Annotated in this window: 9 protein-coding genes, 2 tRNA genes and 1 pseudogene; 5 read left to right on the plus strand and 7 right to left on the minus strand. The window is 67.5% G+C overall.

Going from position 1 to position 17,304, the window contains the following annotated elements; all coding sequences use genetic code 11:
• The first annotated feature begins 7 nt into the window (after positions 1-7).
• From AC1DKQ_RS00610 to AC1DKQ_RS00620, 3 genes are all read left to right on the plus strand, one after another.
• Positions 8-2,059 carry a TPM domain-containing protein gene (locus AC1DKQ_RS00610; RefSeq protein ID WP_476917942.1) on the plus strand — a complete coding sequence of 684 codons (2,052 nt, stop codon included), beginning with the start codon at positions 8-10 and terminating at the stop codon, positions 2,057-2,059.
• Between the two features lie 156 nt (positions 2,060-2,215).
• Positions 2,216-3,007, plus strand: a complete 792-nt coding sequence (locus AC1DKQ_RS00615) for a PspA/IM30 family protein (protein WP_476882802.1) — start codon at positions 2,216-2,218, stop codon at positions 3,005-3,007.
• Between the two features lie 145 nt (positions 3,008-3,152).
• Positions 3,153-4,577, plus strand: a complete 1,425-nt coding sequence (locus tag AC1DKQ_RS00620) for a cryptochrome/photolyase family protein (protein WP_476917943.1) — start codon at positions 3,153-3,155, stop codon at positions 4,575-4,577.
• A 138-nt stretch (positions 4,578-4,715) separates the two neighbouring features.
• Here AC1DKQ_RS00620 and AC1DKQ_RS00625 read toward each other — a convergent pair.
• From AC1DKQ_RS00625 to AC1DKQ_RS00640, 4 genes are all read right to left on the minus strand, one after another.
• Positions 4,716-4,792 (minus strand) — tRNA-Met (locus AC1DKQ_RS00625).
• 283 nt (positions 4,793-5,075) lie between these two features.
• Positions 5,076-5,149: transfer RNA gene (locus AC1DKQ_RS00630), tRNA-Met, on the minus strand.
• A 241-nt stretch (positions 5,150-5,390) separates the two neighbouring features.
• A complete protein-coding gene (locus AC1DKQ_RS00635) occupies positions 5,391-8,396 on the minus strand; it encodes a UPF0182 family membrane protein (protein WP_476917944.1) in 3,006 nt (1,001 codons plus the stop codon).
• Between the two features lie 215 nt (positions 8,397-8,611).
• The gene (locus tag AC1DKQ_RS00640) at positions 8,612-9,760 is read right to left on the minus strand and encodes a YlbL family protein (protein WP_476917945.1); all 1,149 of its coding nucleotides are present in this window, start codon (positions 9,758-9,760) and stop codon (positions 8,612-8,614) included.
• Positions 9,761-10,018: 258 nt separating this feature from the next.
• Between AC1DKQ_RS00640 and AC1DKQ_RS00645 the strand changes: the two genes are divergently transcribed.
• On the plus strand, positions 10,019-11,566 hold the full coding sequence (locus AC1DKQ_RS00645) for a zinc-dependent metalloprotease (RefSeq protein ID WP_476917946.1): 1,548 nt from the start codon (positions 10,019-10,021) through the stop codon (positions 11,564-11,566).
• A gap of 7 nt (positions 11,567-11,573) precedes the next feature.
• Here the strand turns inward: AC1DKQ_RS00645 and AC1DKQ_RS00650 are convergent, their stop codons facing one another.
• The 3 genes from AC1DKQ_RS00650 to nudC all read right to left on the minus strand — a co-directional run bounded on the left by AC1DKQ_RS00650 (position 11,574) and on the right by nudC (position 15,582).
• Positions 11,574-12,272, minus strand: coding sequence for a YgjP-like metallopeptidase domain-containing protein (locus AC1DKQ_RS00650; protein ID WP_476882797.1), 699 nt, complete (start codon positions 12,270-12,272; stop codon positions 11,574-11,576).
• Complete coding sequence (locus tag AC1DKQ_RS00655; RefSeq protein ID WP_476882917.1) at positions 12,272-14,362, minus strand: ATP-dependent DNA helicase UvrD2; 2,091 nt, start codon at positions 14,360-14,362, stop codon at positions 12,272-12,274. Before AC1DKQ_RS00655 ends, AC1DKQ_RS00650 begins: the two co-directional genes overlap by 1 nt.
• 218 nt (positions 14,363-14,580) lie before the next feature.
• Positions 14,581-15,582 carry an NAD(+) diphosphatase gene (nudC, locus tag AC1DKQ_RS00660; protein WP_476917947.1) on the minus strand — a complete coding sequence of 334 codons (1,002 nt, stop codon included), beginning with the start codon at positions 15,580-15,582 and terminating at the stop codon, positions 14,581-14,583.
• A gap of 286 nt (positions 15,583-15,868) precedes the next feature.
• Between nudC and AC1DKQ_RS00665 the strand changes: the two are divergent.
• Positions 15,869-17,146: pseudogene (locus AC1DKQ_RS00665) on the plus strand (macrolide 2'-phosphotransferase); the annotation flags it as partial.
• Between the last annotated feature and the right edge of the window lie 158 nt (positions 17,147-17,304).

Genomic DNA, 17,304 nt, shown 5'->3' on the forward strand with positions numbered 1-17,304 from the left:
GTTGCACATGCGGTCTAAGTTGAATCGTTTCCTCGCCGTTCTTGGCGTCGCTGGATTGCTGGCGCTCCCCGCCGCTCCAGCCCTGGCCGAAGATCCGGTGACCATTCCGTCCGGGCAGAACATCGTGGACAGCGCGAACGTGCTCGGCGGCCGCAAGGCCGAAGTCCAGGACGCCATCCAGAAGCTCCTGAAGGACCACAAGTACAACCTCTACGTCGTCACGGCAAAGACGTTCGAGAATCCGGCCGACCCCGCGCAATGGGCAAAGACCGTCGCGGAGAACAAGGGCATGGGCAAGGCCGACGTCATCCTGACCATGTCCGACGACGGGCACTACTACTTCTCCCCCAGCACGGCCAGCCCGATCTACTCCAAGACGTCCAACATCACCCAGAACGCCATAGTTCCGAACCTGGCCGGCGGAAAGCGCGACTTCGCGCAGGCGGCCATTGATACCGCAGCTGCGGTGGGCGACGCCGCGTCCGGCGGCAGCGGCACCGTGCCGTCCGACGCCGGTGCGGGCAGCGCCGTGCTGGTGGGAGTCGGCGTCGTCGCCGTGGCAGGTGGCGGAGCCTACCTGTACTTCCGCAACCGCCGGAAGAAGGCCGGCCAGAGTGCCGGGGCCTCCTCCGGGCCGCAGGGTGCGGAGGCGGATCCGCTGGCGGGCCTCAGCGTGGCGGAGTTGCGCCGGAAGAGCGATTCGCTGCTGATCGAGGCCGACGACGCCATCAAGTCCAGCGAGCAGGAACTCGGATTCGCCCAGGCCCAATATGGTGACTCCGCGGTGGGTAACTTCACCAAGGCGCTGCAGGAGGCCAAGGGCCACATGACGGAGTCGTTCAAGCTGCAGCAGCAGCTCGACGACCACATCCCCGACACCGAGGAGCAGCAGCGGAACTGGCTCGGCGAAATCATCCGCCGCTCCGAGGCCGCACTGGCCTCGCTGCAGGAGCAGAAGGCGGACTTCGATTCCCTCCGCGAGCTGGAAAAGAACGCCCCGCAGGCCCTCGCGGCCGTCGGCGCCGGAGCCGCGGATGCCGAGGCAAAGATTGCCAGCGCCGAACACTCCCTGACGGAGCTGCGCGCCAAATACGCCGAGAGCGCCCTGGTCCAGGTTGCGGACAACATCAACCAGGCCAAGGAACGCCTCGAATTCGTGCAGAACGCCTCGACCGCGGCGCAGGAAAAGCTCGCCGCGGGCGAGAACAGCCTTGCCGCCGTGGCCGTGCGGGCAGCCGAGGAAAGCCTGCACCAGACGAACGTGCTGATTGGAGCCATCACCAAGGTGGCTGGCAGCCTCGACGAGGCACGCAGTGGCCTGGAAGCCGCCGTCGTCGACACCGCCCAGGACCTGGCGCAGGCGAAAGCGATGCTCCAGTCCGGCGCCCATCCTGAACTGTCCGGCCCGGTGGCCGCCGTGGAAGCGGCGCTCGCGCAGGTCAAGGCGGAAATTCAGGGCGGCAAGATCGATCCGATCGCCACCCTGGAACGGGTCGAAACGGCGCACCAGACCCTGGACCAGTCCCTGGGCGGAATCCGCGACCAGCAGGAACAGGCGCGCCGCGCCCAGGCCTCGCTGCAGCAGAGCATCATGTCGGCCCAGGCCCAGATCAGCGCGACGTCGGACTACATCACCGCCCGCCGCGGAGGCGTGGGCACCGATGCCCGCACACGCCTGGCGGAAGCCCAGCGGAACCTGGACTATGCGCTCTCCATCTCCCGCACGGACCCGGTCACCGCGCTGCAGTACGCGCAGCAGGCCCACGCACTGGCGGCGCAGGCCGCGCAGCTGGCCCAGTCAGATGTTGACCAATTCGGCGGCTACGCCAACCAGGGCTACGGCCGTGGCGGGATGTTCGGCGGCAGCGGCGGAGGCGGCCTCGGCGGCGCGATCCTCGGCGGAATCCTCATCAACTCGATCCTCCACGGCGGAGGCGGCGGAGGCTGGGGCGGCGGCGGAGGCAGCTGGGGCGGCGACGACTCCGGCGGCGGCTGGGGTGGCGGCGGCGACTTTGGCGGCGGAGGAGACTTCGGCGGCGGCGATTCCGGCAGTTTCTAGCCTGTAGCCACCCCCGCATGGGACACAGCTTCGGGAAACAGGGACGGGAACGGTACAGACCACGCTCCGGCCGCAACGGACCGGACAGCGGATACATGCGACACACATCGATCACTGAAATCAGTGAGACAACGGAGCAGGACGAAAGGTAACACCATGGTTAAGCAGTCCATTTTCGGCCGCATGGCGCAGCTGGCGAAGGCAAACATCAACTCGTTGCTGGACCAGGCCGAGGATCCGCAGAAAATGCTGGACCAGATGGTCCGCGACTACACGAACAACATCGCGGAGGCCGAGTCCGCCGTGGCCCAGACCATCGGCAACCTGCGCATGCTCCAGGACGACTACAACGAGGACGTCCGCAACGCCCAGGACTGGGGCAAGAAGGCCCTCGCCGCGTCGCGCAAAGCCGACGAATACCGCGCCAAGGGCGACGTCGGCGACGCGGAGAAGTTCGACAACCTGGCCAAGGTTGCCCTGCAGCGGCAGATGGGCTCTGAGAACGAGGCCAGGGCCGCCGAACCGAGCATCGCGTCCCAGACCGAGGTGGTGGACAAGCTCAAGCACGGTCTTGACCAGATGAAGGGCAAGCTCAACGAACTCACCAGCAAGCGCAATGAGCTGGTGGCCCGGTCCAAGACCGTGGCGGCCCAGACCCAGGTCCACGACGCCCTCAAGAGCATCAACATCATGGACCCCACCTCCGAGGTGGGCCGCTTCGAACAGAAGATCCGCCGCGAAGAAGCCAAGGTCCGCGGCCAGCAGGAACTCGCTGAATCGAGCCTGGACGCCCAGTTCAACTCGCTGGAGGACCTGGGCGAACAGACCGAGATCGAAGCCCGGCTGGCAGCGCTGAAGTCCGGCGGCTCCCCCGCCGCCATCGGCGCCGGCGACAAGAGCGCCGAGTCTGAATCCACGGTAGACGAGGCCGACTTCGACAAGCTCTGACCCACGCACGTTGCGGACCCAGGGGCCGGACGCCGGCGGGTGAGCCTGACACCACAGGTTCGCCCGCCGGAGCCCGGCCCTTGTTGTCTCCTTCGTCGCACCCTACCGGCGGCGGTGCCGGCCGCCGCGCGTGTACCGTGGATCCATGTCTGCGACCCTTGTTTGGCTTCGTGACGACCTCCGGCTGGATGACAATCCGGCGCTGGCGGAGGCCGCCGCCCTGCACACACCCCTGACCGTCGTCTATGTCCTGGATGAGGAGTCGCCCGGCATCCGGCCACTGGGCGGAGCGGTGAAGTGGTGGCTCCACCACTCCTTGGCCGAGCTGGCCGGCGCGCTGGAGGCCGCGGGCTCCCGGCTGCTGCTCCGCCGCGGGCCGGCCGCCCGGATCATCCAGGACCTGGCGGTGGAAACATCGGCCGACACGCTGCTGTGGAACCGCCGTTACGGCGGGCCCGAACGCACGGTCGACGCCGGCCTGAAGAGCTGGGCCACCGAGCACGGCATCAGCGCCACGAGTTTCCAGGCAAACCTCATGTTCGAGCCATGGACCGTGCGGACCGGCAGCGATGGTCCCTACAAGGTCTTCACGCCGTTCTGGAAGGCCTGCCTGGCCGGCACCGAGCCCCGGCAGCCCTTGGAGGCCCCGGACCAGCTCCCGGCCCCGGCACGCACGCGCAGCGGCAGCCTGCCGGAGAGCGAAACGCTCGAGGCCTGGGGTCTGCTCCCCCGGCATCCCGACTGGAGCTCCGGGCTGGCCGGCACCTGGACACCGGGTGAAGCCGGCGCCTACAGCCGGCTTGTGAATTTCGTGGACGGGCCGGCAGCAGAATATGGCACCGGCCGCGACGTCCCCGGCGTCGAAGGTACCAGCCGGCTTTCCCCGCATCTGCGTTTTGGCGAAATCAGTCCCTTCCGGATCTGGCACACGCTGCGCGACAGCTTTGCGCCGGGGGCGCCGGCCGACGTCGGGATCTTCCGTTCCGAACTTGGCTGGCGGGAATTCTGCTGGCAGCTGCTCTACGAGAATCCGGACCTGGCGACGCGGAATTACCGGCCGGAGTTCGACCGCTTCGAGTGGCAGCCGGCATCGGGCGCCGAACTGGAAGCCTGGCACCAGGGCCGCACCGGCTACCCGATGGTGGACGCGGGCATGCGCCAGCTCTGGCAGACGGGGTGGATGCACAACCGGGTGCGGATGGCCGCAGCGTCCTTCCTGGTCAAGAACCTGCTGGCCGACTGGCGGCTCGGCGAGGCTTGGTTCTGGGACACCCTGGTGGACGCCGATGCCGCGAGCAACCCGGCCAATTGGCAGTGGGTCGCGGGCTCGGGGGCGGACGCCTCGCCGTATTTCCGGGTCTTCAACCCTGTCACGCAGAGCAAGAAGTTCGACACCGCAGGACGATACCTGCGCGGCTACATACCCGAGCTCGCCGCACTGGACGACAAAGCCGTCCACGAGCCATGGAAGACCCACGGCCCCGCCACCGGCTACCCCGCACCCATCGTGGACCTTGCCGAGTCCCGGGCGCGTGCACTGGCGACCTACCAACGGCTCAAGGACGGCTGACAGCCGGCTGGGGCCGGCAGGCCCCGGTTGCGCCGCTCCCAGCGGTGGCCGCCCTCAGCCGCAGCCGTAGGCGTCCGCGGAAAACAGAAAGGCCCGGATCATCAGATCCGGGCCTTTCTGTGTACTGCTGGTGATTCCTGGTTGCGGGGACAGGATTTGAACCTGTGACCTCTGGGTTATGAGCCCAGCGAGCTACCGAACTGCTCCACCCCGCGTCGCTTGATCAACTCTACCCTAGTTTCAGGGCGGCCCCGACCACGTCCCCAAACGGGGTCCAGTCCCGGGCCAGCCCAGTCCAGTCCGGCCCAACCAGGTCGCTTGCGGTCGCGTCCGGTATCCGAGTCCAGTTCAATGTACCGGTCCGGCAGGACGCAACTGGCACGCCCGGCATTAACACAGGTTTTGTCCTACAACGCGTTCCCGGCTCCCCGGGCCACCGCGGCGCTTAAAGCGAAAGGTCCGGAACACTGTTTCCAGTGTTCCGGACCTTTTCTCCAGTTGCGGGGACAGGATTTGAACCTGTGACCTCTGGGTTATGAGCCCAGCGAGCTACCGAACTGCTCCACCCCGCGTCGCAAGATCAACTCTACCTGCCGGTGAACTTGAGGCCAAATCGGGGTGACGTGATGTGCATCGCCGACCGCGGGTTTCTGTTCGGATCCACGGGGCACCCGCGGTCAAAGACGCGCAGACCGGGGCGGGCCCGTCTACGCCACAGGCCGGGCTTGCCTCTCCGTGGAGGGGCAAACCCGGCCCGAGGACCGCGCACAGCCTGTGCCCGGCTGTAGCGCCGCATTAGTTGCTAGCGCCGTGTTAGCCGCCGGCCGTGGCTGACGGCGAGGCCGACGGTGATGCCGATGGAGAAGCGGTGCCCACCGGGGCAGCCGGGGCTTCCAGCTTCGCTTCGGCCTCGAGCGCCTTCTGCAAGGCGGCATTTAGCTTTTTCTGCTGTTCACCATAGGTCGCGAAGTCGCCCTTCGCGAGGGCCTCCTGGCCGGCCTTGATCGCGGCGTTTGCCTCGTCCAGGGCGGCCTTCAGTTCGGCCTTCGCGTCGGTGCTGCCTGGCGCTGCCGGTGTGCCCCCTGGGGTGGGTGTGGCCGGCGTTTGGCCCTTGTTCGGCTTGTCCCCTGCCGCGGCCCCCGAATTCCCGCCGAACAGCTGGTTCAGTGCCTCGTCCAGCGTGGGCGCGAACCCGATCTTGTCGCCGAACGCCACCAGGACGCGCTGCAGTGTCGGGTAGGAGGTTTCACCCGTGGATCGCAGATAGACGGGCTGGACGTACGCCATGCCGCCGCCGACCGGCAGCGTCAGGAGGTTGCCGTTGAGCACCGCCGACGCACCCTGGCGCAGCAGGTTGAGGGCCTGCGAGACGGTGGGGTCGGAGTTGAACTTGTTCTGCGCCTGGCCGGGACCCGGGACCTGGGTCTCCGGCGGGATCTGCAGGAGCCTGAGCTGGCCGTAGCTGTCCGCCTTGACGCCCTTCTGGTTGCCGGCGTCGGAGTCCGCGGCCAGGTAACCGTAGAGCACGTTGCGGGCGTTGCCGTTGACCACCTGCGGGATGAACGACGACGTCAGCTGGAACGCCGGCTTATCCTGGTCGGGCATCTTCAGTGACATGTAGTACGGCGGCTGCTTGACCTCGTCCTTGACGGTGGGGTCGTTGGGGACGGACCAAGCGTCAATGTTGGTGTAGAAGCTGTCTGGGTTGGTCACGTGGTAGCGGCCGAGGAGCTCGCGCTGAACCTTGAACAGGTCCTCCGGGTACCGCACATGGCTCATGAGCGCACCGGACATCTCGGTATAGGGCTTCACCGACGTGGGGAAGACTTTCTGCCAGGCCTTCAGGACCGGGTCCTGGTCATCCCAGGCGTAGAGGGTCACGGAGCCGTCGTAGGCGTCCACGGTGGCCTTGACCGAGTTGCGGATGTAGTTCACCGAGCTGTTCGGCAGGGCTACCGTCCGATTCGCGGCGGTCTGTGAGTCGGCCGTCGCCGCGGAGAGTTGCTCCTGCTGCGAGTACGGGAAGTACGGGCTCGTGGTGTACCCGTCCACGATCCACTTCACCCTGCCGTCGACGACGGCGGGATAGGGATTGCCGTCCACGGTCAGATAGGGCGCTACCTTTTCGACGCGGTCGCGCGGGTTGCGGTCGTAGAGGATCTGGGACTCGGCGTTCACGCCGTCGGAAAGCAGCAGGTCCGAGGACTGGAACTTGACCGCGTAGAGGATCTTGTTGAAGAAGCTGCCGACGTTCGGGCCGCCGTTGCCAGTGAAGGTGTACTGCGTTTCGCCGTCGCCTTCCTTGGCCGCGGGCCGGTCCTGCTCGCGGTGCGGGGCACCGGCCGGGGCGCCCACGATCGAGTAGTCGGGCGAGTCCTGGCCGAAGTAGACGCGGGGCTGATAGGTCGAATCGTTGCCGAGCGCGCCGGTGGACGGGATGCCCGACTGCAGGAAGTCCGGTTTGCCGTCCACGGTGAACTTGTTGCCCTTGGCCGCGACGACGCCGTAGCCGTGCGTGTAGACCACGTGCCGGTTCAGCCAGGACTGCTGGTTAGTGGCCAGCCCGTCCGGGTTGAGTTCGCGGACGGCGATGACCGTGTCCTGGACCTTGCCGTCGATCACGTAGCGGTCCACATTCAGGGCGCTGGGGAACTGGTAATAGGGCCGGTACTGCTCAAGCTGCGAGAACGCATCTGAGATCAGGTTCGGATCGAGCAGACGGATGTTGGCGGTGGTCTGCGCATCGGGGGCCAGCGCACCGGTGGTGGCGGCGGTGGTGGCGTTGTACCGCTTTTCCTGGACCTTATCCAGTCCATAGGCGGCACGGGTCATGACGATGTTCCGCTTGATGAATTCGTTCTCCAGCGTCTGCTCCGAGGGCCGGACCTGGAACTGCTGGATGACCCACGGGTAGACGCCGCCGGCCAGGATGGCCGTGATGATAAGCATGGCGGTGCCGATCACGGGCAGGCGCCACTTGCCGATCACCGCGGCGACGATGAACAGCACGGCGACGATCGCCGCGGCCACGGCCAGGATGGCCTTGGTCGGAATGACGGCGTTCACGTCCGTGTACAGCGCACCGGCCCAGCGTCCGCCGTTGTTCTGCACGGTGGAATAGCGGTCCAGCCAGAAGTTGATGCCCATCAGCAGCAGGAAGGCGGCGCCCGTGACAGCCAGGTGGATCTGGGCGGCGCGGCTGGTGAAGATCCCGCGTTCCATGATCCGGATGCTGCCGTAGAGGTAGTGCGTGAGGATGCCGGCGAGGCCAGCGACCACGGTGACGCTGATGAGGAACCCGGTGACGAAGCCGAGGAACGGAAGGGTCATGAGGTAGAAGCTGATGTCCAGGCCGAACTGAGGATCACTCTGGCCGAAGGGCTCCTGGTTCAGGAACAGGAGCACTTTCTGCCACTGGCTGGCGGCGGCGCTGCCGGCAAACAGGCCAAAGAGGATAGGAATCCCCACCATCACGACGCGTCGGACGGGTTCGAGCTGGGCCTGGTAGCGGTTCAGGTTGTCCCGGATTTCCGAGTCGGGGGCGTACACCGGCCGGGCGTGGTAGGCAATCCGGATGGCGAAGAAGACGGCGGTAAACATGACCGCGAAACCGGTCATGAAGATCCCGATCCTGGCCAGGTTCTCGGTCAGGAACACTTCGAAGAAGCCCAGCTGCTGGTACCAGAGGACATCCGTCCAGACATTGGCGAAGAAGATGAATCCGACCACGATCAGGGCCACGATGATCAGCGTCGGCGTCAGGGCGCCGCGTCGTGTCTGGGGTCTTCCGGGCGGGACAGTGCTGGCGGGACGGGACAAACTCGGTACCTCATAGCTGGTCGTCTACTGCTGGTTTTTAGTTATTAGTCGCTGCTTTGACTCAGTCGGGCGACTAAGTGCCGGTATTGCAGGGTTGATGCATTCTAACGGCCGCCGCTGCCGTTCCGTCAGGGCCCTGCGAAAGGGTGCCCGAGGGACGGCGGCGGCCGTCACTAATGCCACGAGTGGGGCCGGCGCTTAGTTCCGCGGTCAGTCTAGTTGCTAGTGCATACCGGAAGGCCCGATGTGTCGCCGCCTGACGCGGCCACTTCCACAGCTTTGCGAGCCTCGGTGAGGTTCTCGACCCGGACCACTTGCAGTCCGTCCGGGATGTGGCCCAGGACGTCGTCGCAGTTGGCTGCCGGGGCCAGGAACAACGTGGCCCCGCCGGACCGCGCCCCCTGCATTTTCTGGGCGATCCCGCCGATGGGTCCCACGGCACCGTCGGGGGTGATGGTTCCGGTCCCGGCGATGTGCTTGCCGCCGGTCAGGTCGCCCGGGGTTACGGTGTCGATGATGCCAAGCGCGAACATCATGCCCGCGCTGGGGCCACCGACTTTGTCGAGTGAGATGGTGACGTTGAAGGGGAAGGTGAACTTGTACTGCAGCAAGACGCCGAGGATGTAGCGGCCCGCGCTGTTTTTGGCCGGAGTGATGGTGACAGGCACCCGGGCGCCGGCGCGTTCCACGATGACCTTGACGGGTTTGCCGTTGCCGGCGGCCAGTTCCGCCTGGACGACGCCGAGGGCTGTGATGGGCTTTTCATTGATGGAGACCAGAATGTCCCCTGCCTGCAGCAGTCCCTTCGAGGCGGAGTCGTCCGGGAGGCCGGCCACCTGCATTTTCTGCCCGAACGGAATATTCAGATCCTTCAGTGCAGCGGCGACGGCGTTCTCTTGGGAGGTGGTCATCGCCGTCGCGCTCTCCTGCTGGGACTGCTCCTTGGTGACGCCGCTCGGGAACAGCAGCTCCTGGGGGTAGACAGCTTTGGTTCCGTTGAGCCAGGCCGAAAACGCCTCGACGACGCTGACGGGACCGTTGGGGCCGCCGTCGACGTAGACAGTGGTGAGGTCCAGGCTGCCCTTGGCGGGAAACGCCTCGTGGCCGCTGACGCTGATGACAGGCTTGCCGTTGTCCTGGCCGATTGTGTTGAACGTGGGTCCGGGAGACTCGATCACGTAGGGCACCGGCAGGCTCACCGCAGCGATGCCCAAGGCCGCGGCCAGCAGCCCCGAGACCAGCATGGCTGATGACCGGTTGTTGCGCTTGCGCCGCACGCCCAGGCCTGCCAGGCGCGCCCTTCTGCCCCGGACAGGGCCGGCCGCTGGGTCGCTGGCGGGCTGCTCACCTTGGGTGACTGTCATTGAACGACCTCTCCGTGCCGGCACAAGGGGGCGGGCGCCCCGACAGGACAAGCCTGCGAGGACACCGCCACCACGCACCAGGGCCGCAGCCTCACCCGAGGCCGTGGCGTGCAAATATTCCAACTTCCAAGCCTACGCGCTCGGCACCCCGGAGCGCTCTTTGCCGACAGCGAACGTGGCGCGGTTTCGGCAGACAGCCGCTCTTGCCGAGGGGTACCGTGAAGTTGAGAAGCAGCCACACCGACGATCGGCGGGATCATGACCTCCAACCCACTCAATCCGTCCAATGGCGACGAGGAACCCAAGGATCCCTTGGCCGAAATGCTCAAGAACCTGATGGGCGGCCAGGGCATGGGCAATATCGACCCCGCCGAACTCGCCAAGGCCGCCGGCCTCCCGGACGACCCAAACCTCCTGGCCCAGATGTTCTCCCAGGTGCAGGCGATGATGAGCGCCCCCTCGGAAGGGCCCGTGAACTGGCAGCTGGCGCATGAGAACGCCCGGCGGGTGGCCGCCAGCGGATCTGACCCGTCGGTCACCGCCCACCAGTCTCGTGAGGTCGATGAGGCCCTCCGGCTGGCGGAACTCTGGCTCGACCAGGTCACCGGGCTTCCGGCCACGGGACTGATCGGCCGGGCGTGGTCCCGGGCCGAGTGGGTCGAGGAAACCCTCGGGACGTGGAAGCGGCTGACCGAGCCGGTGGCCAACAGCATTGCCAATGCGCTCTCCGCCGCCATGACCGAGCAGATGCCCGAGGAGATGAAGTCCATGATGGGCGGCGCCTCCTCGATGATCCAGAACATGGGCGGGGCGATCTTCGGCATGCAGCTTGGCCAGGCGATTGGCGCGCTCTCAGCCGAGGTGGTCAGCTCGACGGACATCGGCGTGCCCCTGGCAGACCTCGAAATGGCGCTCCTGCCGGCCAACGTGGCGAAGTTCGGCGAGGGCCTCAGCCTGCCGGAGAACGACATCCGCCTGTTCCTGGCCGTGCGCGAGGCGGCGCACGCCCGCCTCTTCGTCCAGGTCCCCTGGCTGCGCGGACACCTGCTCGGCGCGATCGAGGCCTACGCCCGCGGTATCCACATCGACACGTCCAAGATCGAAGAACTCGCCCGGGAGATCGATCCCAGCAACCCAGAGGGCATTCAGGAGGCGCTCTCGCAGGGGGTCTTCATGCCGCAGCGCACTCCCGCCCAGGAGCAAGCCCTCGAAAAGCTGGAGACGGCCCTTGCGCTGGTGGAGGGCTGGGTGGACGAACTCACCTGGGGAGCGACCGAGAAGCTGCTGCCCTCCGCCGCTGCGTTGCGTGAAACCGTCCGGCGGCGCCGGGCCACCGGCGGTCCCGCGGAGCACGCGTTCTCCTCCCTCGTAGGCCTCGAACTGCGGCCCCGCCGGCTCCGTGAGGCCGCCACGCTCTGGGCTTTGCTCAAGGCCGAGCGTGGCATGGAAGGCCGCGACGCCGTCTGGCACCACCCCGACCTGCTGCCCACGGCAGAGGACTTGGAGGATCCGCAGGGCTTCAGCGAACGCCGGAAACTCGCGGAAGCCAGCGACAGCGAAGTGGATGACGCACTGCAGAAGCTGCTCAACGGCGGTTTCGACGAGTCCGCCGGCCCCGACGGCACGGACACCGAGGGCGACGCAAAGTCACAGGGCACCGCGGATTCTGCAAAGCGTGACGACGCTGCGGAGCCCGGCGCGTCCGGCCAGGAATCAGCCGACGATGATGACCGTCAGGACGGCGGACCGGAAGACGGCGGACCGGACGAGCACGGACCGGAAGATGGCGGCAAGCCGAAGGCCTAGTCGCTCGCTAAGGGGCCCCGGCCGGGATTTCGGTTCCGTCCGGGGCTTCGTCGTATCCGCCGCCGGGCGCCAGACCGCGTGAGGTCGCGAACGAGACCCCGTCCAGGAAGGCCTTGGCGCGCTCCGTCTCCGGGTACGCCGCCAGCAGCCGCCAGAATGCGGCATCGTGGCCGGCCACCAGGAGGTGGGCGAGTTCGTGCAGCAGCACGTAGTCGATGACCCACTGCGGCATGGGCTGGAGCTTCGCCGAGAGCCGGATGGTTCCTTCGGACGGTGTGGCCGAACCCCAGCGGGAATTCTGGTTGGTGACCCAGCGGACTGAGGAGGGCACCGCCCTGCCGCCAAGGTACTTCGCCGACAGTTCGGCGGCGTGGGCGGCAAGGTCGGCATCGCTGCGGGGGCGCCGCCGGCCGGAACCCTTCGCACCCCTGGCCCCCTGGAGCCGGAGTTTTTCGAGCATGCGGTGAACCCATTCCCGTTCCTGGGCCCTGCTGAAGGAGGCAGGGATGGCGACGACGGCGGTGCCGTCTTCCCAGAACGCGGCTACGGTGCGGCGTCGGCGGGCGGACCGGCGGACCAGCACGGGTGCGCCGTCGGCGGTGGTTAGCGGTATGCTCGCCGGAACGGCGCCGGAGCCCCCCGAGCTGACGCGTCCGGGCTTGCCAGCGCGGCCGCTGCCGGCGCCGGGCGTCATTGCGCCGGACATTACAGCGCCGTGCTTTCGGCCAGGACCGCCAGGACGGCCTCGCCGTACTTCTCCAGTTTGGACGGCCCGATGCCGGCGAGTTGGGCCAGCTGTTCCAGCGTTTCGGGCCGAGCCTCGGCGATGGCGGTCAGGGTGGCATCGGTGAACACGACAAAAGCCGGGACATCCGCCTCGAGGGCCACGTCCTTCCGCCATTGCCTCAGCGCGTCGAAGGTCTGTTCCTCGTAGCTGGGCGGGCACTGGTTGCAGCGTCCCACCTTGCGCTCGGCGCCGCTGGAGAGCATGCTGCCGCAGACCCGGCACGACGCCGGGACGGCCGCCTTCCGGCGCGGCGCAGGCCCCTTACCCCGGAGCTGGGAGCTGGCCACCGAGTCGGGGCGCAGGCCGTCCAGGAAGCGTGAGGGCTTGCGGTTGGCGCGCCCGCCCGGTGTCCGGGCAGTGGACCAGGACAGGAACAGGTGTTCGCGGGCGCGGGTGATGCCCACGTAGAGGAGCCGGCGTTCCTCGTCCACCGCTTCCGGGGTGTCGGCGAACGAGATCGGCACGAGTCCCTCGCTCAGCCCGACCAGGAACACGGCGTCCCATTCGAGGCCCTTGGCGGCGTGCAGGGATGCCAGGGTGACGCCCTGGACGGTCGGTGCATGCTGGGCCAGGGACCGTTCCTGGAGCTCGTTGACGAAGTCCGGGAGTGCGAACTGCGGGCCCCTGCTGATCACGAGTTCGTCGGCCAGTGCCACGAGGGCGGCCAGGGATTCCCAGCGCTCCCTGGTCGCGCCGCCGCTGTGCGGCGCCGCATCCGTGTAGCCCAGGGAGGCGACGATGTCACGGACGAGCTGGCCGAGCGGCTCGGGCGTGGCGGTCTCGGCCACGGCCCGTGTGGCGGCCCGGAGTTGCAGGATGGCGTCCCGGACCTCCTTGCGCGCGAAGAACCGCTCACCGCCGCGCAGCTGGTACCCGATCCCGGCCGAGGCCAGCGCTTGTTCGTAGGCTTCAGACTGTCCGTTGGTGCGGAAGAGTACGGCGACCTGGCTCGCCGGGGTTCCGGCGTCGAGGAGTTCGCGGACCCGCGCGGCGACCGTGGCGGCCTCGGCCTCGTCATCCGAACATTCTGTGAACCGCGGTGCGGGGCCTGCCGGCCGCTGCGCCACGAGCTGCAGCGGCGTGGCCCAGGCGGCGTCCGCCACGGGACCACCGCTACGCCGGCCGCCGAGGAGATCGTTGGCGAGCCTGACAACCTGGGGCGTGGACCGGTAGTCCCGGATCAGCTTGACGACGTGGGCCTCGGGATACATGGTCTGGAAGCCGAGCAGGTGCTTCGGGGAGGCGCCGGTGAAGGAGTAGATGGTCTGGCTGGCGTCACCCACCACGCAGAGCTCGTCGCGTCCGCCGAGCCACAGCTCAAGGAGCCGCTGCTGCAGCGGCGAGACGTCCTGGTACTCGTCGACGACGAAGTGCCGGTACTGTTCCCGGACGGTCGCCGCCACCTTCGGGTCTTCCTGCAGGATGCCTACCGTGATCAGCAGCACGTCCTCGAAGTCAATGACGTTGCGGTCCGTCTTGACGTCCTCATAGGACTGGAAGACCCGCGCCACGGCCGTCAGGTCGAAGCCGCCCGGAGTGCCGCGGCCCTGGGCATTTTCCAGATAGTTTGCCGGGGTCAGCATGGAAACCTTGGCCCACTCGATTTCGGAGGCGAGATCGCGGATGGAGGCGCGGTCCGTGCTGAGCCGGAGCCGCCGCGCGGCCTCGGCAATCATCTGTGCCTTGTGGTCCAGCAGGTTGGGCAAGGTGCCGCCGACCGCCTGCGGCCAGAAGAACTGCAGCTGGCGCAGCGCAGCGGCGTGAAAGGTGCGGGCCTGGACGTTGCCGACTCCGAGGTCACGGAGCCGGCTGCGCATCTCGGCGGCGGCCCGGGCCGTGAAGGTGACGGCCAGGAGGCGCTGCGGGCTGTACACCCCTGAGTGGACCCCGTAGGCGATCCGGTGTGTGATGGCGCGGGTTTTGCCGGTGCCGGCGCCGGCCAGCACGCACATGGGTCCCTGGAGGGTGCTGGCGACCTCGCGCTGCTCGGCGTCCAGGCCGCCGAGGATCCGTTCCTCGAGCGAGCGGGTGTCCGGTTCGGCGGCCTCGCCGGGTGTGGCGCCACCGGATGGCTCCCCGCCGGGGATTGCGCCGAAATTCAATTGCTCTGTATTCAATCGCTCTGTATTCAATGACTCTGTGGTCAATGTCTGTGGGGTCAATTTGTTGTCTGGGGTCACTTGCTGCTCAGTCAGTAGTCGGTGTCCTGCGGATGGGGGCGGCCGGGTCAGGCGCTGTCCGCGGCGTCCTGAATGACGCCGCCGTACCAGTGTTCAATGAGGGACCGGGCGATGGAGAGCCTGCTGGAAATGACGATCTCGCCGCTGAGGACCGCCTCCTGCAGTTCGCTCCGGCTGAACCAGCGCGCCCTGGTGACCTCGACGCCGTCGGGCCGGGCTTCGGTATCCGGTGTGGTGGCCGTGAAACCCAGCATCAGGGAGGCGGGGAACGGCCAGGACTGAGACCCGAGGTACTGGGAAGCGGTGACGCGGACCCCGACTTCCTCGCCGATCTCGCGCTGCACTGCCTGTTCCAGCGACTCCCCCGGTTCGACGAAGCCGGCGAGGGTCGAATAGTTTCGGGCGTCGACCGGACCGCCTCCGCCCAGCAGCAGTCTTCCGTCGGGACCCACCACGGTCACGATGATGGCCGGGTCCGTCCGGGGAAAGTGCTCGGAGTTATCCGCCGGGCAGCGCCGGACCCAGCCGCCGGCCTCCGGCTGCGTGGGGGTTCCGCAGCGCGGGCAATGGGTGTGGGTGGCGTGCCAGTTGGCGATGGCGCTGGCCTCGATGAACAGCGCCGTATCCGTGGCGTTCAAGCGTGCAGCGACATCGCGGAAACCCGCCCACTGCGCATCGCTGGGGATGCCGGCCACGTGGGCCTCGAACTCCTCGGCCCGGACTTCGAACTGGAGCGGCAGAACGAAGAGGACCAGCTCGGTGCCGGCGTCGAGGTCCGAACCTGGCAGGGCTGAACCGAGGTAGATCACGTGTTCCGGAGCATACGGGGTGTTGGCCAGGTGCCCGGCGAGCTCGGCCGCGTTCAGGAGAACAAGGCTGCTGTCGCTGACGAGGGCCTGCCGGCCGGAGAGCACCATGGCCTGCGCCGAGCCTGAACTGAGAAGGTCCGCCAGCATTCCGGGATTCACCCGGGCCGCGGATCCGCGGTCTATCAGTGCCGGGCGCACGGGAAGAACCGTCTCCATCAGGTGGTTTGCCGGCAGATGCACCTGCGGTGCCGAACCTTCTGGTGCCGAGGATTCGGAGGGGGTTTTTCCTGATGCCGGTGACGATGCTTGTGATGATGCCGGTGACTCCGCAAGACTCATATACCCACCGTACTGACTCGGGCAGACAATTGACATTTGCCACCCACGCCGCCCCGTGCTCCACGGCGTGTGCGGGACAGGCCGTTTGCTGCGCATTTAGCCCTAGTTTTGCCCTCATTTACGCCCGATCTCAAGACTCGCCGGAGTGCATCGCCGTCTTGGGCGCCGCTCGACCTACCGTGGAAGGGTGAGAAGGAAACCTATCGAACTGGCAGCTGTAGCAACAGCGGCGGTCCCCGGCCTGACCCCGACCGCCGTCAGCTCAGCGCCCGACGATCCGGCGGACTTCGACGCAGCCCTCCTGCTGGACTCCGAGGGCAAGCGTTGGCGGGTCCGCTCCCCCCGGCACGCCGAAGCCAGCGCCCGGCTGGAAACCGAATTCCTGGTTCTGCGGGCCTTCGCTCCCGGCATCCGGGCCGAATTGCCGTTCCTTATGCCCACGGTGGCGGGGACTGTCCGGCAGGGCCAGCTCAGCACGTTCGTCTACTCGCACTTGGCCGGCGCCACCCGATCCTTGGACGACCTCAGCAGCGGCTCCCCCGCCGTTGCCCGCGAAATCGGGGCAGCATTGGCTGCGATTCATGACCTCCCGCGGTCACTTGTGAGCAATGCCGATCTGCCCAGCTACACCCCCAACGAATTCCGCCAGCGGCGCCTCAACGAACTGGACCAGGCCGCCACGACCGGAAAAATCCCGCCGCTGCTGCTGCGGCGCTGGGAACACGCCATGGAAGACGTCTCCCTCTGGCGCTTCAATCCCTGCGTCGTTCACGGCGACCTCCACGAGGACAACCTGCTGGTCGACGGCGACCGGGTGACCGCTGTGACGGGCTGGACCGACCTGCGCATCGGCGACCCGGCCGATGACATGGCCTGGCTGGTCGCCTCGAATGAACAGGACTTTGTGAACGCGGTCCTGGATCACTACACCTCCAACCGGCGCGATGTTCCCCATGCCCATCTGCTGCGGCGCGCCGCGCTGTCCGCCGAATTCGCCCTGGCGCAGTATCTGGTCAAGGGTATGGCCGCCGGCAACCAGGACATGATCGACGAGGCTGAGTCCATGCTCGCCACCCTGGCCGACGACGTGGCGGAACACGGCGGCCAGCCCATCAGCGTGGAACCCCTGCCGCAGCCGGTCGCGGCACCCGGAGACAGCGCAGAACAAACAGCTACCACCGGCGCCTATGCCGATGGGCCGACGACGGCGCCCGCGGCTCCGGCCGCTCCGTCACTTCCGGCCAACGGGACGGCACCGGCCGTCAGTAAGGTCACGCTGCTGCCTATGGAGCCGGTACCCGGTGCCGCTCCGGCTGAGGATGCCTCTGCGGAATTCAGCGCCATGCCCGCTGTCCATGTCACGCCGATCCCGCGGGAGACGGAGGCCGATGCACCGGCGGCTCTCGCGCAGCCTGTCGCAGGCACGGACGCCGCTGAGGTCACAGTTGCCGACGCCGAGCCGGGCGCCGGATCCACCGGCGACGTCACCGGCGCCTCCCCTACCTCCGACGCCACCGCCGAGGCTGACGTCACTAAAAACGATGCCCTGCAGGCAGTGCGTCCGGACGCCGACGCCGGTGATGCCGGGGAACGCGCTGAGGCTGAAGCTCCCCCGGTCGACGA

This window comes from Arthrobacter sp. 05L421 (genome assembly GCF_056397785.1).